Origin of the sequence: Pseudomonas sp. A0308 (assembly GCF_044218815.1) — a bacterium.
Classification (GTDB): domain Bacteria; phylum Pseudomonadota; class Gammaproteobacteria; order Pseudomonadales; family Pseudomonadaceae; genus Aquipseudomonas; species Aquipseudomonas iridis.
Genome location: NZ_CP162581.1, coordinates 542,420 through 562,159 on the forward strand (window position 1 = coordinate 542,420; position 19,740 = coordinate 562,159).

At 56.3% G+C, this 19,740-nt stretch carries 22 protein-coding genes and 4 pseudogenes; 3 read left to right on the forward strand and 23 right to left on the reverse strand.

Features of this window, described 5'->3' with window-relative positions; genetic code table 11:
- The 18 genes from sctR to AB4P92_RS02530 all read right to left on the reverse strand — a co-directional run bounded on the left by sctR (position 1) and on the right by AB4P92_RS02530 (position 13,645).
- Positions 1-657, reverse strand: coding sequence for a type III secretion system export apparatus subunit SctR (gene sctR / locus AB4P92_RS02445; protein WP_395598791.1), 657 nt, complete (start codon positions 655-657; stop codon positions 1-3).
- Positions 650-1,699, reverse strand: coding sequence for a FliM/FliN family flagellar motor switch protein (locus tag AB4P92_RS02450; RefSeq protein WP_395598792.1), 1,050 nt, complete (start codon positions 1,697-1,699; stop codon positions 650-652). The genes sctR and AB4P92_RS02450 overlap by 8 nt, the downstream gene beginning before the upstream one ends.
- On the reverse strand, positions 1,696-2,154 hold the full coding sequence (locus AB4P92_RS02455) for a hypothetical protein (protein WP_261735289.1): 459 nt from the start codon (positions 2,152-2,154) through the stop codon (positions 1,696-1,698). The genes AB4P92_RS02450 and AB4P92_RS02455 overlap by 4 nt, the downstream gene beginning before the upstream one ends.
- A gap of 17 nt (positions 2,155-2,171) precedes the next feature.
- Positions 2,172-3,533, reverse strand: coding sequence for a FliI/YscN family ATPase (locus tag AB4P92_RS02460; RefSeq protein WP_390896363.1), 1,362 nt, complete (start codon positions 3,531-3,533; stop codon positions 2,172-2,174).
- 5 nt (positions 3,534-3,538) lie between these two features.
- Positions 3,539-4,135 carry a FliH/SctL family protein gene (locus tag AB4P92_RS02465; protein ID WP_261735288.1) on the reverse strand — a complete coding sequence of 199 codons (597 nt, stop codon included), beginning with the start codon at positions 4,133-4,135 and terminating at the stop codon, positions 3,539-3,541.
- Complete coding sequence (locus AB4P92_RS02470) at positions 4,132-4,785, reverse strand: hypothetical protein (protein ID WP_261735287.1); 654 nt, start codon at positions 4,783-4,785, stop codon at positions 4,132-4,134. Before AB4P92_RS02470 ends, AB4P92_RS02465 begins: the two co-directional genes overlap by 4 nt.
- Positions 4,782-5,591: a type III secretion system inner membrane ring lipoprotein SctJ gene (sctJ, locus tag AB4P92_RS02475; RefSeq protein ID WP_395598793.1), complete on the reverse strand. Its 810-nt coding sequence runs from the start codon at positions 5,589-5,591 to the stop codon at positions 4,782-4,784. The genes AB4P92_RS02470 and sctJ overlap by 4 nt, the downstream gene beginning before the upstream one ends.
- A 22-nt stretch (positions 5,592-5,613) precedes the next feature.
- Positions 5,614-6,045, reverse strand: a complete 432-nt coding sequence (locus AB4P92_RS02480) for a hypothetical protein (protein ID WP_261735285.1) — start codon at positions 6,043-6,045, stop codon at positions 5,614-5,616.
- 53 nt (positions 6,046-6,098) lie between these two features.
- Positions 6,099-6,311, reverse strand: a complete 213-nt coding sequence (locus tag AB4P92_RS02485; protein ID WP_261735284.1) for a hypothetical protein — start codon at positions 6,309-6,311, stop codon at positions 6,099-6,101.
- Positions 6,312-6,354: 43 nt separating this feature from the next.
- Positions 6,355-6,942 carry a secretin N-terminal domain-containing protein gene (locus AB4P92_RS02490; protein WP_261735283.1) on the reverse strand — a complete coding sequence of 196 codons (588 nt, stop codon included), beginning with the start codon at positions 6,940-6,942 and terminating at the stop codon, positions 6,355-6,357.
- Positions 6,939-7,628, reverse strand: coding sequence for a tetratricopeptide repeat protein (locus AB4P92_RS02495; RefSeq protein WP_395598794.1), 690 nt, complete (start codon positions 7,626-7,628; stop codon positions 6,939-6,941). Before AB4P92_RS02495 ends, AB4P92_RS02490 begins: the two co-directional genes overlap by 4 nt.
- A 169-nt stretch (positions 7,629-7,797) precedes the next feature.
- A complete protein-coding gene (locus AB4P92_RS02500; protein ID WP_261735281.1) occupies positions 7,798-8,196 on the reverse strand; it encodes a hypothetical protein in 399 nt (132 codons plus the stop codon).
- On the reverse strand, positions 8,186-9,535 hold the full coding sequence (locus AB4P92_RS02505) for a pilus assembly protein N-terminal domain-containing protein (RefSeq protein WP_390896362.1): 1,350 nt from the start codon (positions 9,533-9,535) through the stop codon (positions 8,186-8,188). Before AB4P92_RS02505 ends, AB4P92_RS02500 begins: the two co-directional genes overlap by 11 nt.
- The gene (sctV, locus tag AB4P92_RS02510) at positions 9,535-11,658 is read right to left on the reverse strand and encodes a type III secretion system export apparatus subunit SctV (protein WP_395598795.1); all 2,124 of its coding nucleotides are present in this window, start codon (positions 11,656-11,658) and stop codon (positions 9,535-9,537) included. The genes AB4P92_RS02505 and sctV overlap by 1 nt, the downstream gene beginning before the upstream one ends.
- Positions 11,655-11,996 (reverse strand): tetratricopeptide repeat protein, encoded by a 342-nt coding sequence (locus AB4P92_RS02515; protein ID WP_395598796.1) that lies wholly within the window; start codon positions 11,994-11,996, stop codon positions 11,655-11,657. Before AB4P92_RS02515 ends, sctV begins: the two co-directional genes overlap by 4 nt.
- Entirely contained in the window at positions 11,996-12,394 is a 399-nt protein-coding gene (locus tag AB4P92_RS02520; protein WP_395598797.1) for a hypothetical protein, read from the reverse strand. The genes AB4P92_RS02515 and AB4P92_RS02520 overlap by 1 nt, the downstream gene beginning before the upstream one ends.
- A gap of 43 nt (positions 12,395-12,437) precedes the next feature.
- Positions 12,438-13,334 carry an FHA domain-containing protein gene (locus AB4P92_RS02525; RefSeq protein ID WP_261735276.1) on the reverse strand — a complete coding sequence of 299 codons (897 nt, stop codon included), beginning with the start codon at positions 13,332-13,334 and terminating at the stop codon, positions 12,438-12,440.
- 143 nt (positions 13,335-13,477) lie between these two features.
- The gene (locus AB4P92_RS02530; protein ID WP_261735275.1) at positions 13,478-13,645 is read right to left on the reverse strand and encodes a hypothetical protein; all 168 of its coding nucleotides are present in this window, start codon (positions 13,643-13,645) and stop codon (positions 13,478-13,480) included.
- A gap of 401 nt (positions 13,646-14,046) precedes the next feature.
- Between AB4P92_RS02530 and AB4P92_RS02535 the strand changes: the two are divergent.
- A pseudogene (locus AB4P92_RS02535) lies at positions 14,047-14,344 on the forward strand (IS5/IS1182 family transposase); the annotation flags it as partial.
- A gap of 38 nt (positions 14,345-14,382) precedes the next feature.
- Here AB4P92_RS02535 and AB4P92_RS02540 read toward each other — a convergent pair.
- From AB4P92_RS02540 to AB4P92_RS02555, 4 genes and pseudogenes are all read right to left on the reverse strand, one after another.
- Positions 14,383-14,646, reverse strand: a pseudogene (locus tag AB4P92_RS02540) (terminase small subunit); the annotation flags it as partial.
- A 339-nt stretch (positions 14,647-14,985) separates the two neighbouring features.
- Positions 14,986-15,318: a phage holin family protein gene (locus AB4P92_RS02545; RefSeq protein ID WP_261735274.1), complete on the reverse strand. Its 333-nt coding sequence runs from the start codon at positions 15,316-15,318 to the stop codon at positions 14,986-14,988.
- 529 nt (positions 15,319-15,847) lie between these two features.
- Complete coding sequence (locus AB4P92_RS02550; protein ID WP_261735273.1) at positions 15,848-16,207, reverse strand: hypothetical protein; 360 nt, start codon at positions 16,205-16,207, stop codon at positions 15,848-15,850.
- Positions 16,200-16,664, reverse strand: a pseudogene (locus AB4P92_RS02555) (VapE domain-containing protein); the annotation flags it as partial. The gene AB4P92_RS02550 and the pseudogene AB4P92_RS02555, both read right to left, overlap by 8 nt.
- Before the next feature lie 6 nt (positions 16,665-16,670).
- On the opposite strand from AB4P92_RS02555, the pseudogene AB4P92_RS02560 reads away from it, so the two are divergent.
- Positions 16,671-17,108, forward strand: a pseudogene (locus tag AB4P92_RS02560) (integrase); the annotation flags it as partial.
- 402 nt (positions 17,109-17,510) lie between these two features.
- On the opposite strand, the gene AB4P92_RS02565 reads toward AB4P92_RS02560, so the two are convergent.
- A complete protein-coding gene (locus tag AB4P92_RS02565) occupies positions 17,511-18,677 on the reverse strand; it encodes an MFS transporter (RefSeq protein WP_261735272.1) in 1,167 nt (388 codons plus the stop codon).
- 94 nt (positions 18,678-18,771) lie between these two features.
- Here AB4P92_RS02565 and AB4P92_RS02570 point away from each other — a divergent pair, with 94 nt between their 5' ends.
- Entirely contained in the window at positions 18,772-19,665 is an 894-nt protein-coding gene (locus tag AB4P92_RS02570) for a LysR family transcriptional regulator (RefSeq protein WP_395598798.1), read from the forward strand.
- Positions 19,666-19,740: the final 75 nt, after the last annotated feature.

Sequence of the window (19,740 nt, forward strand, 5' to 3'; positions counted from 1 at the left end):
TCAGGTCCCATAGCTCATGATCAAGCCGTGCATTAGGCGCGACCAGCCACTGACCGCGACGAACAGGAAGATCTTCAAAGGAATGGAAATCAGCGTCGGCGAGACCATCATCATTCCCATGGCCATCAGGACATTGGACACGATCAGGTCAATCACCAGAAACGGGATGTACAAAAGGAATCCGATCTCAAACGCCCGGGTCAGTTCGGAGCTGACAAAGGCCGGGATCAATACCACAAGATCATCGTCACGCAGGTCCGACCGCGCGGCCTCCGACCAGACACTTTCCGTGGCCTGGAGGAAAAACGCGCGTTCACTTTCATTTGCGTAACGTTTCAGATGCGCTTGCAACGGCCCCCGCAGAACTTCGGCGGTCTCCATGATCTGTTCGACACTCTGCAAACGCGGTGGCCGTGTTTCCAGCTGATATGCCATTTCGCCCACCAGAGGCGCGGTGACATACACCGTCAGGATCAATGCAATGCCGTAAAGCACCAGATTGGGCGGTGTCTGCTGGACGCCAAGCGCGTTTCGAATCAAAAACAGCACGACCGAAATCTTCAGGAAGCCGGTCATGGTGACCACGGCCAACGGCACCAGCCCGATGGTCGACACGACAATGATGATTTCAATCAGGTTGGGTTGATATTCACTCATGGCAGTCAAGACTCGTCAGCCGTACACCCAGGCCCTCACCCAGCTTGACCAGCTCACCCTGACCGAAAACTTTGCCGTTCGCACGGATGACAACCGTCACATCCGGCGACTCGGACACACTCAAGACACTCCCTTCGCCAAGGGTTCGCACCAGCCCCAGAGAGAGTTCCAGGCTTGCGATTTCGCAGACAACACAAACGCTCGCCTGCTCGAGCCTGGTCACAACAGATTCGGGTGCAGCACTGTCAACGGGCACCATGTAAGGCTCCTTGAACGAGAAAACGGGCTTTAAATGAGTGGTCAGGTGCAGGTTGTATTCGTCAGCTTCAGCCAATGCCCACAGGCAGTCCTGGACGACAACCCGAACGCCGCTGCTGGGATGGTCCAGCATCAATACGTCGGTGATTTGCAGGTTCTGCAGTTCTTCAACTGTTAAATGCTGCCACCCTGCCTGCAGCGAAATCGCCATGGGAAATGAGTCCAATGTCCTCGGCTTGAGCGCAGCGTGCTGAGTGAGCAACCGATGTAGCTGCGAGGCGCAATCGAGATCCAGTTCCAACCAGGCATAAAGAGGCTTGCTGTCAGCCTCAAAGTCGAGTGTCACCAACAGACTCATACGCTCCACACCGGCAACGTTGGTGGGTGACGCAGTGAAGGAAACCGACAACGCTAGCGCGCGTTCAGCCTTCACCAGGTTCTCAAGCATCAAGTGCTCGAACACCAGGCAACGCTGGGCCAAACCAGAGAGTTCGAGGTACTGTGAGACAGGTCCATTAGGTACCAGACGTTTCAACAGGCTGGGAGAAAGGCTCAGACACCCTCCTCGACCCGCCAGTGAAAAAGGTAAGCGCAAGGCGTCGTCAGCCGCTCGGCCCATCCCGGAAATCCGCACTTTGACCGCCTCTCCAAGCAGTTCAATAGCCACCGCCTCTCGCGGTTGCGCGAACTGGTTGTGCAGCATCGCCGCCCGTGTCGAAAGTGCCGCAAGCTCGGAGCGCCAGCTCAAATCAATGTCAGCAGATGATGCGTGAGCCCGGCTCATACGCGTTCCCCCACCGACTGATCTTGCGCGTGTTCTTCAAACAACCATTCGGCATGACGGCTTGCCTTGGCGACCTGTAGTTCTACCAACGACGAAAGCGCTTCGTATCGGGTTTGTTGCTGGTGCAGCGCTTGTTGCAGCGGTTTAAGCCTGGCCAACGCCTGGACTTGCTGAATCTCGTTAATCCGCTGTCTACGCGCCAGAGCATCAAGCGTCGCCAGACTTTCGGTCAGCCGAAGCTGCGCATCCTGCAAGCCGTGAGTATTAGCCACGGTGCATAACATCTGCTGCCATGCATGCGCCTCGGCAGCCAGAAATCGTTGTCGCTCACCGTGGCGCGCTGCGTCCAAGGCTGCGGCGTGTTGTTTAAGCTTCAGGCAATGTTTTTTCTGGTGTGCCAGCGCCGCTGCGGCCTTGCGTTGGCGAAGCTTGCGTAAAGCCAACAGCAGCGTCATGTCCTTGGAGGCGCAAATCATGAGATCAACCCCTGCATCCGCCGCAACGTTTCCGATAGCGCTACGTGCTCTTTCGACGACTGCTGTAAAAACGCCTGAATGGCAGGTTGTCGGGCGATCGCGGCGTCGATATCACTGTCGCTTCCTGCCTCGTACTCGCCCACGCGCAACAGCAATTCAACATCCGCATAAAGCGCCAGCGATTTACGAATCAGCGCGCCGGCGTGGATTTGAGCAGGTGAGTTGACGCTGTCAGCCAAACGACTGCGGCTACGCAGCACATCAATGGCGGGAAAATGATTGCGCTGAGCCAATTCAGGGCTGAGAACGATATGTCCGTCGAGAATCGACGTCACTTCTTCGGCAACTGGGTCAAGGCTCGCATCACCCTCGGTCAACACGGTGTACAAAGCCGTGATCGTGCCATTTGCACCAGGCCCGGCGCGCTCCAGCAAACGTGGCAGTGCAGCAAAGAATGAAGGTGGAAAACCGCGACGGGTCGGCGGTTCACCGGCCGCCAATCCCACTTCTCGCTGAGCTCGGGCGAAACGCGTGACGCTGTCCATCAGCAGCAACACGTCCATCCCCTGATCCCGAAAATACTCCGCAACGGAGGTGGCAACATGAGCGGCGGTCACACGTTCCATGGCTGGACGGTCGGATGTCGCCACAACCGCTACCGTTCTTGAGCGCGCGACGGCATCCAGTTGCACGTCAAGAAGTTCACGAACCTCGCGCCCACGCTCGCCGATCAATCCGAGGACGATCACCTGTGCATTGGTTCCACGGATGATGCTTGCAAGCAACGACGACTTGCCAACGCCAGGCCCACCAAAGAGTCCAACACGCTGCCCACGCGCAATGGTCAACAGGCCGTCGATTGCGCGTATCCCTAATTGCAGCGGCGCCTTAATCAATTGCCGGGTAAACGCCCCCGGCGGGTCGGCATGAACCGGATAGAGCTGTATCGGCAGCTCGGTTTTAGAAAAAGGTGATGGCGATTCGCTGCGCGCAACATTCAGGGTTGCGCCCAAAGGGCTGATAACCCGGCCGAGCAAATGCGCGCCCATTTTTATGCTGAGTGGTTGCCCGCTGGGAATCACTTCACAGCGAGTCGACATTCCATCGAGTTCACCGATGGGCGTGAGAATGGCCTCTTCATTCGAAAAGCCGATCACTTGCGCAAAAATCGCTCGGTGGGTCACCGGGTCGTATAACTGGCAGAGTTCTCCGATACACGCCACGGGCAAGCTGGCGTAGACCATGGTGCCGCGAATGCACCGCACCTTGCCACGCAGCAGCCGCGGCCGCGCCAAACGTGCCAGGGCCATCAAACTTGGCACAATCGCTTCAAGCTTGACCTGATGGCTTGCTCGCATCCCGTTCACGGACACTCCTGCAAGTCATTCGCCGTCAGCGCGCGACGCAAATTGAGCAACTGCGTGTCCAGCCCCAAGTCCACTGACACCGTCGCGCTGGACAATACGCATTGGCGCGACTGCAATTGCGGGTCGCCGCTGACCGCCAAACAAAGATCAGAGCGTATCGGGTTCAGTTTGAGCATGCGCTCGACGGGTTCCAATTGCGACGGAGCGACACGCAGTGTCAGCCTCTGCCCATCACGCCAGTCGATCAGCGCCTTTTGAGTCAGACGCCAGAGCAATTCGGTGTCCTCGAGATTGCCCACGCACTGCTCGGCAATCGTAAGCGCCAGCTCGCCGAGCTGAGCCTGCAGCCCATCGATGTAATGTTCGACTTGCCGATGGGTATCAAGCAGTAACTGCGCGGCTTCGATTGCTCCGGCTTCGCGCCCTTCGGCAAAACCTTTTGCATTGGCATCAGCGATCTGCTGAGCCGAATTGGCAAGCATTTGTGCTGCTTGTTCTCGGGCACGATCCAGAAAGTCATACCCATCCATCCAGGCAGACGCTTGTGAAGCGCTCAAAATGATCGTTTCTGGTTGCTTGGGTAATGAACTCATGTCGCCTCCGCCAAGTGATCACGAAGGGTCCGGCTGGCGAGGACGCGACGCATGATGCTCGGGCCCAACTCGCTTATCTCGAGTCTTGGCGCCGAACAGATGCGAGCCGGGCTGACCATCAGTTTCAACCATGCCATCACGGATTTCGGTTGCTCTGCCAACCAGGCCTGAACGCAGGCTCCACCTGCCTCGTCGACAGCTAGCTCAAGTGCATCCAGATCGGCAGGGACAGGTTCATTGCCAGCAAGGTCGTGATGCACCAGCGCCAAGGTTTGCAGATGCTCGCCGAATCGCTCCGACTGCGCACGGACAGCCGAAGCCCTGACCTCCTGAATGAAGGCTTCGGACCAGTAGATCGCACCGCACTCACGGGCCAGATCATCGAGATTCAGCAACGGCGCTTCGGCGCCGCCGACGTCTGAGGGCACAGACAAATCGAGGGGCAGACAAATATCAAACCGCCGCTCGAGCATACGTCTCAAGCGCTCATGGAACCGCGGTTCTCGAGCCATCAGATAAAAATCCTGCGACTCCAATCCACTGCCTTCAAAACACGCAGCCAGGTTTGCCGGATGGACGAAACTCACCGGCTGCTCGATAAAATCAGCCCAAGTGCGATCATGAAAGTTACGCGCAGTATCTGGGGTCATGGCGCCGTATCCAGGACAAACGCACGGGGCTGGCGATTTCGATGAAGTAGCCATGCCAATGCTGCCACCAACCCCACAACGGTCAGCAGTAAAGTGCCAAACAACAGGTAGGCCAGGCCAAGACTGCTTTCGAACATCAACATGCCGAGAAAGGAGCCAACCGGTGCACTGGAGTCGCTCGGCACACGCTTTTCAGCCCTGACAGGAATCACTGAAACACCCTCGTAGGAAAGGCCCGAGATGCCCTTGGCCACAAGTGTCTTGATTTGCGGGATTAACGAATTGATATCCAGCCCGGCTTCGTAGCGCACAAAAACTGAAGCCGACGCGGGTGCAATATTGCGCTTGAGCAGATCGTTGTCAGGCAGCACCACATGGACCCTTGCAGTCAGAACGCCGTCAATCTGCGAGACGGTATGCGCCAGCTCTTCGCTGAGGGCATAAATCATTTGCGCGCGTTCCTGAACCGCGGACGACACGAGGCCGTTGCTTTTGAAAACCTGGCCCAGGTTGGCGAACTCCGGGCGCGGCAACCCGATCTCATCGAGCGTGCTGACGGCCTGGGCGAAGCGATCTTCAGCGACGTTGACGGTCGAACGGCCATCTTTTTGCACCACCCGATTCGCTGCTATGCCTTTATGTAACAACGCGGCAACCATCGTGTTGGCGTCATGTTCGCTGAGATTGGTATAGAGCTCGACTTTGCAGGCCTGCAGCAAACCGCATATCAACGTGAGCAACAGCAGTCGTGCGATCGGGCGCGTGCAAACGGATTTGAGCAAAGGCCTTAACGGATTGCCGAACAACGTAGAGAGGAAACTCATGCGGCTACTGGCCCTTCAACAACGTATTTGCCGCGCCGGATACCTGAGTGGCACCGCGCACGACCAATTGGGTTTCGATTGAGTGATCGAACATCAGGCTCAAGGATTTGATCGTCATCTCCAGTGAGGCACTTGAAGCAGGTCCGGACGAGACGTTGCCGCCGGCGGGCGATATGCTGCTCAAGCTTTGGGGTTTGCTGGGTTGTGAAGGCGACGACAAGGTGCCGGCACGATCAGCAAACTGCTGCACACGACTCAGAAAACCGTCAAGGTTTTGCATGACGTCCACGCCCACCTGGGCAGGACTTGCACCATGAGTGACTCCCTGAGAAATCTGCGCCATGTGCTCGAAAAGGTTCTGCGACGCCTGAGCGGCTAACGCTTCGGTCGTGACCGTTGGCGCGACCGGTAATCCGGCTGAAAGGCTGGGCATCATGCTGTTGTCCTTTTTAAGTGAATGACGCAAAAAACTCAGGAAGTCCCTCGCAGTTACTCGTCCGACATGGCTTCGTTCAACATTTCATTGGCCCTCGGCATGATGATCATCTGCCCTGCGACGGTAACGGCCCCACTGATTAACTGGTCGGTGAACTCGGCGTCGCTGAGCCCGGAAGCGCCGTCGAGGGCAGCGTCGAACTGTTGTTCATCACGGCCAGCAGGCGACTCATTGATGGCGCTCGGATCAATTGCATTGATGGACATATGCGTACTCCAGGTGTGTTTGCCCGCAGGCGGTGGTTGATGCTCAGGAGCGGGTGCCAGTAACCCTTACGGTTTCACTGCCCCCGCGAAACACTCTGACCCCTTGCTCGGTGACTGCAGGCAAAGGTCGTAAAGACGCTAAAAGCTGTTCAACCAGCGCCCGGTAACCAGGCGGGCCGGAAACGGTAACCACGTTTTGCTGCGGGTTGAGTTGCACAGAGATGCGTTGCCCGACGATCTTCAATCCATCCAGCAGGCGTTCAATGCTGCGGCGATCAAGCGCGTGGGTATCAAAACTCTGACTGCCCATGTCCTGTTCGGAGTCGATGTAAAGCGCGTGGCTGTCGTAGTACCAGGTCAAGCCATTGGCAGTGGTAACCCGTGCAAGAAATTCTCGGGCGTTGTCTTCAACGACGCGGCCACGAACCCGGCCTTTCACGGTCCCCGAAAGCACAACGGGGATATCGAGATTGCGTCCAAACTCGTTGAGCACACCGCGCACATCCTGATCAATGACCAGGTATGGATAGGGCGCGACTTGCCAGTCATCGACTGAAGCAATCGCCCACTGCGTAACCAGCAGCAGCGATGCGCAGACCAGCGTGGAACGCGGTGATTGAAGAGGCCTCATTCGCCCTCCCCCGGAGTAACCAGGCCGATAGCCACAGCGCGCCTTTGCGAGGTCTGGAGCGCTTTGATGGCACGCGCCTGGGCAATGAGTTCACGCCGTTTGAAGACAGGCATGTCTCCCAGGCTGACGGCGGCACCCCGCGCATCTCCGGCGAGGATCAGGATCAGTGCCTGACGCCGCAGGTGCTTTGCGCCGGCCTCCGGCGCAGCAACGACACGCGCGATCTGATCCAGCGCGGCTTTCAACTGGCCAGTCAGGCCCAACGCCATTGCCAGGTTGCTGCGCAATTCCAGGTTGTCAGGCTCCAGCGCCAACGCGGCAGTAAATGCATCTACGGCTACCTCGGATCGCCCCGCCATGGCCGCTGCACCGCCCCAGCGGTTATATGCAACCACGCTACGCAGTTTGTGAGCAGCCATGGCCAATGTGCCTTCAGCTCGCTTGAAGTCACCGGCATACAATTGCACAGTGCCCAGACCGAGCAACGCAGGTTTGGAGTCGGGCTGATGCACCAACACCGACTGAAACGCGGACTCGGCGCCTTTAAGGTCACCGGTAGTCAGGCGCACGCGCCCCAATTCGAGCATCGTCGCCGGTGCCTCATCGGACAGCACCGCAGCACGTTCGAACAACGCGCGTGCCGAAACCGCATCACCCTGCCGCTCAACTTCTCTGGCCAGATGCATGACTCTTTGCTGTTCGAGCGATGCCGTGGATGTATGGGTGCAGGCACTGATTGAGAGGCAGACAAATACGATGCCTAGATGCCGGCGCAGGATGTTTCTCGATGCGGTTTGCGTGGGCAGCGTCAAAGAGATCGATCCAGTCTCCGTTCGACGTCCCTGCGGCATCCGTTTATTGCGCAATGTGCAGTTCATCCGCTGATGCCTCCCGATTACTTGAGGAGGACAACGGGCGCGCCTCATTTCCTTGTATGTAGCGCTCGGCCGCGCGTGCGACCGGCGCAGACAACGTTGGGCCAATGTCTTGCCCCCTGTGCAAATCCGAAGCGCTTTCAACCATGCGTTGCAAATTCAGATTGTTGGCGCAACCTTGCGGCAGGATCTGTTCAGTGCCCTGCACAGCCACTCCCAGACAGGCTTTGGGTAGATTTGCCAACGCAGAATCATTACCCTCACCGGGCAAGTAGTCAGGGGAATAAAACGGCGTTTCCAGGTGGGTCGAGCACCCCGACAGGACCAGACTCGCCAGGAGCAATAACCTTGCTTGACGCGGCATTTGATCAATCCACATAAAAGCCGAACTCCTCACCACCATGATGGCGGTAGTCGGGAAAATCCCCAGCCGGATTGGTGGTTCGAGAATCCAATGGGGTTGCCAGATGTCTAGCCGATACGGGTTCGACTAAATAGGGAGTGATCAGAATGACCAGCTCGGTTTCGTTACGCTGAAAACGCTTGGACTTGAAGAGATTGCCTAATACCGGGATGTCACCTAGCAGCGGCAGTTGATTCAGGCTGCTGGAATTGCTGCGCTGGAAAAGTCCGGCAATGGCAAATGTTTGCCCGCTACCGACTTCGACACGGGTATCTGCACGGCGCACCAGAAATGTTGGCAAAGAAAAACCGGAAACGTTGACCGTACTGTTGGTCACCAGGCTGCTGACCTCGGGTCGCACCTGCAGCGCAATCCGCTTGTTCGGCAATAACGTCGGCGTGAACTGCAGCGACACCCCGAATTGTTTGTACTCGACACCGACCAAATCATTGCTGACGGGTACTGGCACTGGAATTTCCCCACCGGCCAGAAAATTCGCAGTCTGGCCACTGACGGCCGTGATGTTCGGCTCGGCGAGAATCTCCAGCAATCCGTTGCTCTGCAATACGTCGAGCAGAACATCAATATTCGCGCTGTTTGAATGCAGGCCCGCCGATATCAGGTTGGCGCCCGGGACACTTCCGGCGGAGATCAAACCAAAAGAAAACGAGCCGTTGTTGAATAAAGCGCTCCAGTTGACGCCGTACTGTAATAACTGGTCGCGCGACACCTCGGCAAAACGCACACGCAGGTTGATCTGTGCAGAACCGGCGTAGGTACTGGTATTTAGCGCGGGAATACCCGGTTGCGCACTGCTGCGAAGTAAAGATGCAAGCTCAACAGCGGTCTCTACATTGCCGGTCTCGCCACTCGCCAGCAATTGCTTGCCAACGGGTTTGATGCTGGGGTGCGCCCCTGCATGACCGACCGAAACCGCTTGCTGGGCTGCCGGTATGACACGCAGACGCACAGAAAACTCAGTGGCTTGATCGGCGTCCAGGGCAATCAAATTGGTTTCGCCACTGACCTTGCCATAGACATAGGCTACGCCCGGCGACACCACACGAATATCCGCGACCCCCACGTCAGCCACGAGCAACGACTCTACGGGTTGTTCGAAACGCAGAATGCGTCCCTGGCTCTCCACCACCTCGAGAATTTCATGGCTGGCCGGATCAACGGATGTCGCCCCTTGGGCCGCCCAACAACTTGCCAAAAATAGAACTGCCGTGCCCCACTGCAAGACCCGCAAGGCACGCGTATCAATGCCACGACTTGAGGAGGTAGTGCCAGGTTGGCCGAAGGCGAAAGTCATCATGGCGTCACTTCCGTAAGAGAGGACTGCGCCGGGACTGGTGCTTGCGCACGCCCATTGGGCAGATTGAGTGACAGCACCGATTGGAGGCTGAAATCGAGGGTCAGATCCTGGTAAGCGAGGACCGGCACATCCAGTTCATTTCTCATCAGCAGTTGGCGCAAGTAGCGGCGTAAATCGGCCGAAGACATGACCACCAGTGACAGGTCGTCCGAACAGATTTCAAACTGTTTGCGCAGCGGGTCCACCACAGCCTCAACCAACCACTGAGGCAAACTTTCAGTGCGCCCGGAATCGGTTCGCCGCAGTGCATGCCTGATGGCATCTTCCAGAGGTGGGGACACGACACAGGCGCATATCACGTGCTGATCGTCGGCATATTGATGGCAGATTTGCGGTGCAATGGCAGAGCGCACGTGCTCGCTTAAAACATGCAGTTCCAGATCACGAGCGCCATGCTCTACAAACACTTCCAACAAGGCCCGCAAGTTAACAAGAGGCAAGCCTTCATCAAGCAACCGCCGAAGGATCTCTGCCAGCTTCTGCAATGTGGTGACGCGCAAAGTTTCCTTGACCAGTTCCGGATACTCGGCCTCCATTCGGGTCAGCAGTTGACGTGCCTCCTGAATGCCTAGAAAGGCACTCGCGTGGCGACCGAGCGTCTGTTGCAGGTGCGCGGCCAGCACCTGATCAAGGGTTCTGATTTCTACCCTTGCTTCTTCGAGCCTAGTGCGGTGCTGCTCGTCGACCCATAGCGTTTCCTGGCGCACTAGTGGCATGCCGCGAACCGTTTCAAGACCCAGCAACTCCAGATGCACTGGGTCGTCATGCACCAGTAAATAGCCGACAGGCAAACGGCCACGAGTGACCGGAACCGCCTCCAGATCAATGGCGAAGTGTTCGGCAGGCAACTGGCGATCGACTCGAATACCAACACTGGGTAATTCGATGCCAAATGTAGATGCCAACGCGTTTCGCGTTTTTTCCAGTAACGGAATCATTTCGCCAGGACTCAGATGAGCAGCGATGTCATCGCTGATCCGCAGGAGTACACGCGTACTGTCCTGAGGCCACTGCGCTGCCTGTGACAGAGGGTCTGGCTCGGTGCAAAGGTGTTCCGGTGTCTGCGTCTGGCGCGCAGTTTCACTGCGACGGTTGATTAGCCACGCTGAACCGCCAAGCAGCGTCGCAATGAAAATGAACACTGGGGCGGGGAAACCCGGTATGAAAGAAATGGCGAGCAGAACACCGGCTGTCAGTGCCAACGCCTGGGCGTTAGAACTGAGTTGACCAATTATTTCAGTGCCGAGATCTCGTTCTTCGCTCGACGCAACACGCGTCACGACGATGCCCGCGGCCAGCGCAATCAGCAGTGCCGGTATCTGGGCGATCAGACCATCGCCCACTGACAGAAGTGAATAGGTATGCACGGCATCCGCAAATGCCATGTCCCGCCGTACCATGCCAATCATCAACCCGCCGAATAGGTTGACGAAGAGGATGACCAGGCTGGCAATCGCATCACCTTTGACGAATTTCATCGCCCCATCCATCGCACCGTATAACTGACTCTCGCGCTCCAGGCGTGAGCGACGCATCCGCGCTTGCACAGGATCGAGATCGCCGTTGCGCATGTCGTTGTCGATACTCATCTGTTTGCCTGGCATTGCATCGAGTGAGAAACGCGCGGCCACCTCGGCCACCCGCTCCGCACCCTTGGTGATGACCAGAAACTGCGCCACTGTGATGATCAGGAACACCACCAGGCCAATGACCACTTCACCGGCAATGACGAACTCGCCGAATGCCTGCACGATTTGACCGGCGTCGCCATCCAGCAAAATCAAGCGGGTGGTAGTGATCGACAAGGACAGACGGAACAGCGTGCTCAGTAGAATGATCGGCGGCAAAGCCGAGAAATCCACAGAGTGGGATACATAAAACGCGACCACCAGAATCAGCAAACTGAATGCGATGTTTATCCCGATTAATGCATCCACCAGCAATGTCGGCAATGGAATGATCATCATCACAACGGCCAACAGCATAAAAGCTGCAATCACCACATCACCGCGACGTGCAGCGCAGTAAGCCAATCGATTCAGGGCCGGGAGGATCATCATGAACGCTCCTTTCCTTGCAGAGCCAGACAGTCACCAAAAACTTGTCGCGCCTGGTCCCTTTGGCCGAGATTCCACAAAATTCGGCTTTTGAGCAGCAGCAGAGGCGGCGTCAGACCTTGTAGAACTGCCAGGTGCTCAATCGCCTTGAGTGCCCGAGAACCGTCTCCATTCATGTCAAACAAGCGAGCAAGAGTCAGCAATATCTCGACGTTTTGCGGAGCTATCTGATTGGCCATCAACCCGTAAACCAGCGCGTGCTGATGCTGACCACTGCGCGCATAACGTCGAGCATGCATATGCAGCCACTTGACCGAGTCGAGATCCATCTGCGTCATCATTAATCGAGATCCGCGACGTAATTGATGTCGTCCATTTGCATCGACTTCGCGCTACCGGCCACTTGCAGTTGCTCAAGTTCGGTCTGCAGCAATGACAGCGCTGACGTCCGGGCATCAGGCGTCAGTCGCGACACATGCGTGTTGATCAAATGCTGAAGAATTTCAGTGGAACGTTGACGACTGAACGAAACCGCCTCGCCGTTCACCAATGAGCACAATTGCCCAAGCGACTGCTGCCGGTTGACTGCTGACGGGGCACCGCTGTCAGTTTTGGTATTGGCTTTCTCCGCTGCGGGTTTAACGCTCGACGGGACAGCCCTCTTCAATGAGACGCCGAACACAGACTCGGCAAGGGACGAATCGGACTTCAGTTGTCTATTCAGTAAATCGACTTTCATAGACAGCCCATTGCAGGAGTTAGAAGGAGGCGCCCGGAGTCATTCATAGGGTGAACACATACTCAGTGGCGTTACGTTTCAGAACCAATTGGGTCTTCTCGATGCGCAATAGAATCCATCCATCGCTCATCGCAGCCCCTGGGTACAGGCGTTCACCGTGCTCGCCAATCACATACGGGGCTACTCCCTGCCAGACCGCTTGAATTTTCACTCGCGGTGCTGCTGGTTCAATCTGGATCGTTACTGCGTTTTCAAGAACATGAGTAGTTCCGTAAGTACGATCAAACCATTGCAATGCCTGTTCCCAGCGAGTTCGTTGTTCACTTGTCAGTGCGCCACTGACACGTAAATACGTGCCCTGCCCTTCAATATGCAGAGGCGTCAATTGGAGCTCAGCCAGTTTGGCTCGCAATGCATTCAATGCCGGCGGCAACTTCACATTGTTAGTGCCTTTTTCGACACTTCGCTGAACACCAGCAGGTGCGACCTCAATAGTATCCGCCTCCACCAACAACCCACGCAGACTCAGACTCAGTGCCAGCACTACTCCAATCGATATCAGGCCGACCCGATACTTTTTAAGTGCAACAGAAAAAATATCGAGCCTAGAAACTGCCGAGGCTGACGCACGAGCTGTCATCCTCAGAGAAACACCATTTACAGTTAATTTTAATGGCAACAAACTACGAAGCCCGGTTCCCTCGGGAACATTTATATCATCGACAGTAATACCGCCCGCATACGCCTTCACCATGACATAAGGAAACTGGAGGCCTATATTTAAATGATGCGACTCAAGCCGTGGATCCCGCAGAACAATGTCACAGGTCGGTTCCGAACCAAGGCTCAGATTCGCCTTGTCAAATACAACGGTGACGCCTGCGTGCAAGCCTGAGAGGATTTCCAACTGCGCCTTTATTATTTTTTTATTCGAGAACACAGCGAGACCATCTCAATGACTAATTAATCATCAGAAAACCAACACACTACAAACTGTCAATCAAAAAGATCCAGCTTAATCAAACAAGAAACACCACGCTCATTAAACGGCGGGGCTACGCATGCGCACAGCCCCGCCGCCAATCAGTTCTGTGGACGCTGTTTAGCAGCATCGAGATCAGATTTTTTCTCTGTAGTGATTTCAGTTACTTTGGCAGACTTTTCTATAGCCTGATCAAACGCAGCAGTCATTTTATCGAGAGCCGCATCCGAACTACTGTTGCCAACGTTACCAACGGGTGCTGAACACATGATTGCAATCTCCATTATTTATTATTAGCGCATACCAAAAGTTAAAAACCTATCAAGGTGCGCAATAACAACTTCCCACACGAGATCCTACCAAGTCAAGAGTCACAACAAGAAAAAACGGCAACTTATCACCCGCAAATATACACACCCACACTGCATCCTTTAGATACACCTAAATACAATAATGACAAACGTAAAAAACAAAAAATCCTGAACAGACGCATATACGGATTTTTTGATTAGTAATAAAACACATCTAACACTTCGCATATAGTAGTTACTCGTGTGCGCACTGAATGTAGGAAAATTCCCAGCGAGGTGTAGGACTTTTCCGAGCGACCAATTCTTCGTTCTAAAATAAAAGAAACCTGTGCACCGCATCGAAAATTCGACACCAGAATGTCAGCGATACAAACCTCGTGCGCGTAGTCTGTCTTTTCGACGAACTCGGCTTGGTCAATCTTGTATTGGCGGTGCCATCCAAGCCGATACTGGCCGCCATGCTTACAACTTTGCAAGCTTGCTAAGAATCTACACCTATGGATATCTCAACCTTATTCAGTCGAGCTGACATTTGTAGCGAGAAGCCCAGCTAAATGTCGAACTGATTTGGTTGACCGAGCGCCTGATTTCTAACTTCAAGATCAACTTCCGAAAAACAACAGCAAAGCCATCCGAGGCATCTGCCGTCAGTTCGTTTGACCTAAGCTATCTTTCCACTTCACATCGGCTACAAAGGGCGGCTGCGCAGCCATGTTAGTCGGCTCAGATTGGGCTACGACGTGACTGTACACATCACGCTGAAGCCGATCCTGTTGGTATCGAGCAGCGACGGCAGCCTTGCTTGGATAGGCGGTATCGCGGATCAACGCTTCAGTGGCCAGCACATCGACTTGCTTGCCATTGGGAGATAGGACCAACCTGCCGTTTTCTTTGAGTCATGTTATGTAGCTTGGTGGCCGGCCGATGTGCGCGGCGAAGGCGTTTGGAGCGGTAGGCAACTGCGTTCATAAGCCCTCCTTTTCAACGGCTTTTCAATGAATCCTTTCAAGTTTTCAATGATTGAAATTTCAGTAAGCTGGGGGGCCTCCCACTAACACGCTCCCGCGGGTTTCCGACCCCGTCCCCTTCGAAAGTCCTCAGGGTCCCCGGCGGGTTTCTGCCCGGCCCGGTCGGTCGAGCCGGCATCTTGGTGCCATGCCCTGCCCCCATCCCATTGAAAAGACGGACATCCCTGCAAAGTTTTCAACTAGAGAGATTACGCGAGTTCGATAACCCGTGTAGGGGGCGGCCCTCAGGGAGGACCCGTAAAAATCGGCGCCCTACCCGGCCTGCCCGGCTCATGCCTTCGGCTCGGCCTCGTTCAGGTCCAGGCGCTTGGCCACCCAGTGCTCGTACAAGCCGATGGCGACATCCGCGCCGGCCATCGCGGTCAGGCAACCCAGCGCACCCGCTGTCCAGATCGACAGGCCCGCGCCGAACAACAACATCATCGCTGACACGCCGCAGACGATGCAGGCACCGGACCGAAGTGCGAGGCGGCGCAGTAATGCCCAGCCTCGTGCCCCATCCTTGTAAGCGCGCCACATCTCGCCGGACACACCGCCCACCAATGACAGGGCAATCACTAACCAGATCGGCATCTCTGCCAGTGCCTGTTGCTCGTTCGTCATTGCCCTGCCCCTTAAACAAAAAGACCCGGCGCAATGGCCGGGTCAGATGGTGGGCGGCCTGCCGCGCTTTGCGGTCGCACCCATCGAAGATGGCCCCTTTTTACAGCTCGATTCTGGTGGCAGCAAGACCGTTTTAATGCCATCCGGTGAATGTGTGGGTGACGCCCGGTGAACGGCTGGCGAATGTCGGTGAATATCTATCCCGGCTGTCTTTTGATTTTCTGGCGTCCCATGCGTCCCACCTCTCCAAAACAAGGTGGGACGTCTGAAAGCCCCGTAGATTGGGGCTTTGCCCCACCGTCCTACTTTTATCTCTCTTTTCTCGTGTATAGAGAGAATATTTAAAAACACGCGTGCGCGTGAACACGCGCATTGATGCCCGCTACGCATACACGGGCGGGAGACATGAAAAAGGTAGGACGGTGGGACAGCCCAACAACGACGGGGCCTGCGCCCGTCCCATCACCGCAAAAAGCGGTGGGACGGAGGCAGGCCGGTGGGACGGCGTGAGCCAGAGTAATGCCCACGATCAAGCCGCTTCCCCCAGGAGGAAGTGCTCGACCACGATGTGAGCGTCATGCAGACGCTGGTAATAAAGGTTGCGTGTGCAGCCACTCTCGGCCAGACGCGCAGTCAAGGGCGCGTCTGGCTGGAAGTAATGCACCTGGACCACCGACATCAACTCGGGATCGAGGCGTTTCTTCACGATGCGCTCGATGTCCAGTGAGGCTTCCAGCGGCACTCTGCTCCAGCGCCTGCCGCGTACGAGCTGACCACCGCTCTCCATCATCATGGCGACCATGTTGCCACCCGAGTAACCGGCAGCCACCTCATCGCTATGCAGCTCCTGCGCCCATTGCTTGAGGGCCATATCGATCGCTTTAATCATCGAAGCAAGGCTCCTCAAACGCAGGTTGTTCCAGCGCAGGCGCCCTGCCCCAACCCTCTGGTTTCTTGTACGCCCATGGCCGCTGGCCACTCTTGCTCAAAGCGCCCAAACGAAACCGTCTCCAGCCCAGTCGATGCAGAATCGCACCCACGCGCATCTGCTCGGGTTTGCCCCAATGACCGGGATCGAGCTTGAGCGCCTGGCTCATCACCTCACTGCCGGTGGTGGTCTCGCCGATCTGCGACTCTTCGAGCCAGGTCAGGATGGGCGTTTCCCATTCGTCCACCACAAAGCGTTCGTCCTGTTCCTCGCTGAACATCGGCGCTTCCTCTCGTGTTACCCACCAGAGGTCGCCGGCCTCAAAGCAAAACATCGCTTCGGCCCACAGCTGGTCGCGGATCTCGCGCAGCAACGCCACGTCGACCTTGGTACAGGCCACAGGCCAATAGCGACGGTTAGGTCAATGAAAAACGGTTCAGAGTGGGTCGGGTACTACTACGACGGAAGAGATGAACATGGGAAGAGAAAGGAAATTCCGTTGGGTGGCGACTTGAATGTCGCCAAGGCGGAATGGGCAAAACTCGATTGCAAGCCAATTTCGCAAAAGAATACCCTTCTGGGAAAAGTTTTCGACCGATACGAAGCTGAGATCATTCCGGCGAAAATGCCTAGAACCCAAAAGGACAACTTGCTTTCACTGACGCAACTCAGGAAAGCATTCAGTGAAGCGCCGATCAATGCGGTGACACCACAGGTGATAGCCCAGTACCGCGACAAACGGACCGGGAAGGTTCGGGCGAATCGCGAGATCTCACTGCTCTCACACATCTATAACATTGCCAGAGAATGGGGTATCACTGACAAGGAAAACCCAGCCTCCGGTGTGCGCAGCATCAATGAATGCTGCCTTGCGGAAACGAAATAGCGTTAGGTTATTGATATATAAAGATTAATCTTCGGACTTGAAAACCGTCGACTGTAACAGGTCCATGAGTTCGAATCCCATCGCCTCCGCCATATTTGTACCGACAAAGCCCTGATTATTCAGGGCTTTGTCGTTTCTGGCATTTGGGAAATTTGCTCCTCTCTCTATGGATCGTTTCCGCATCTTTTCGGGCATTTCCGTAACCCCAGCTGTTCGTTCCCTCCTCCCGCCAAATTATATAGCCCGACCAAAAAGTGAAGGAAACGTTTGAGATTGGGTGGTGGGCAGCTTTCGGCCGTATCTGCCGACCAGAAACGGTGGAAACCTGCCACTTGCCGCCACTCATCGATGGTAACGAATTACTTCCCTTCATCTTCGTCACACCACTGCTGCTTCAATCGTTCTTGAGCGCCAGACAAAAGCCAGCACCATCAGTAGCCCCAGACCCGCCATTGCCGCTCCGGCCAAGGAGATCGCCGGATAACCCAGACCTGCATTGATCACCGCTCCGCCCAGCACTGCGCCTATCGCGTTGCCGAAGTTAAAGGCTCCGATGTTCACCGCCGAGGCCAGATTGGGCGCGTCCTTCGCAGCTTCCATGACACGCATCTGTAGCGGCGGGACCAAGGCAAAGCTGGCGATACCCCAAATCAGGATGGCTACGGCAGCCGGCAGCGGCCAACGCATCAGTACGGTGAACGCCAACAAGACGATAATAAGCACGCTCAGCGAGATGATCAGCGTGCGATCTATTGAACGGTCAGCAGCCTTGCCGCCCCACATGTTGCCCAGCGTCAGCCCGACACCGAATAACACCAGCATGGCGGTGATGAAGGCGGTGGACGCATGGGTCTCGCTGCTGAGGATCGGCGCGATGTAGGTGAAGACTGTGAACATGGCACTCGAGCCGACTACAGTCAGGGCCAGCGCGCCCAGCACCGGGCCGCGTCCCAATACCCGAATTTCCGCCATTACACCGACGCTTTGCGGCGTCTTCAGATTGGGAAGTGCGAACCACAACGCGGCCATGGTCAACACTCCCAACCCGGTAATACCCCAGAAAGCGGTTCGCCAACCGAACAGTTCGCCAAACCAGGCGGCCAGCGGCACACCGCCGATAGTCGCCAGAGTCAGACCCATGAACATCGCCGCTACTGCCCCGGCACGTTTCTCCGGGGCGACCACACTGGCAGCGACGATGGAGCCAACGCCAAAAAATGCACCATGGTTCAGTGAGGTCACCACCCTGGCGACCATGAGACTGTAGTAATCGGTGGCCAGGGCTGACATCAGATTACCCAGGGTGAAAATCGCCATGAGCGCGACCAGCAGATAGCGCCTGGGAATCCTGCCGGTGGTCAGGGTCATCAGCGGTGCGCCGAGCAATACGCCCAGCGCATAAGCACTGACCAGCAAACCAGCGGCGGGAATGGAAACGCCCAGATCCGCAGCGATACCCGGCAGCATACCCATGGGGGCGAATTCTGTTACGCCGATGCCAAAGGCACCGATGGCGAGCGCGACGAGTGGTGGATTGATACTCATGCAAACCTCCTTATCTATGCCGCTAATGCTACGATCCCGTCTTTTCAGGCGGTAGATAGCATTTTTGGTAATCACCTTTGCGCAGGAGGCACAAGTGGATTTCAACGGCAGATCAGGTGAGATGAGCGTGTTCACCACCGTGGCGCAGGAAGGCAGCCTGTCGGCCGCCGCGCGTGCACTGGGCCTGACACCCTCCGCAGTCAGTCGGATCATCGCGCGCACCGAGCAACGTCTTGGCACCCGCCTGTTGCTGCGCACCACGCGAGCGATCACCTTCACTGCCGAGGGCGAGGCGTTCCTGCGCGGCGCTCGGCGTATCCTGGCCGACATGGACGAGGTCGAAGAAGCAATCGCCGACCAAGGCGTACCCAGAGGACGATTGCGTGTCAGTGCCGCGCTTGGTCATGGGCGGTTGGCCATCGTGCCCTTGGTCGCAGAATTCAGCGCCCATTACCCGAATATCATCGTCGACCTAACCCTCGGCGACGAAGTGGTCGACATTCTCGGCGGGCAGGCCGACGTCGCGGTCCGCTTTGGTCATCTGCCCGACAGCCCGCTGACCGCGCGCAGGATCGGCGACACCGGCCAAGTAGTGGTGGCATCGCCCAAATATTTGCAGCGCCATGGCATCCCTCAGGAACCGGAAGACCTGCTAAAGCACAATTGCCTGCGCTTCAACTTCCGACGTGCCGAACCTAACTGGCCGTTCATCCGCGATGGAAAAGAGTTTTCCCTGAAGGTCAGCGGCAACATCGAATGCAGCAGTGGTGAGGCGTTGGCACAACTCGCGCGGGTCGGTGCCGGCATTGCACGTATCGGTGAGTTCAGCGTGAGAGAGGATCTGCAGCGCGGCGATCTGATTACGCTGTTGGAAGCTTGGAATCCAGGGGACCGAGAGCCGATCCATGCGGTATTCGTCGGTGGGCCGGCAATGCCAGCGCGGGTGCGATTGTTCGTGGACTTCTTGCTAGAACATCACCGGATGTAAGCGAGGCCGTAAGCTAATACTTGCGGGGACTAATGGGGCATCTGCACGTCTAAATGGCCGTCGTGGAAGACTGCT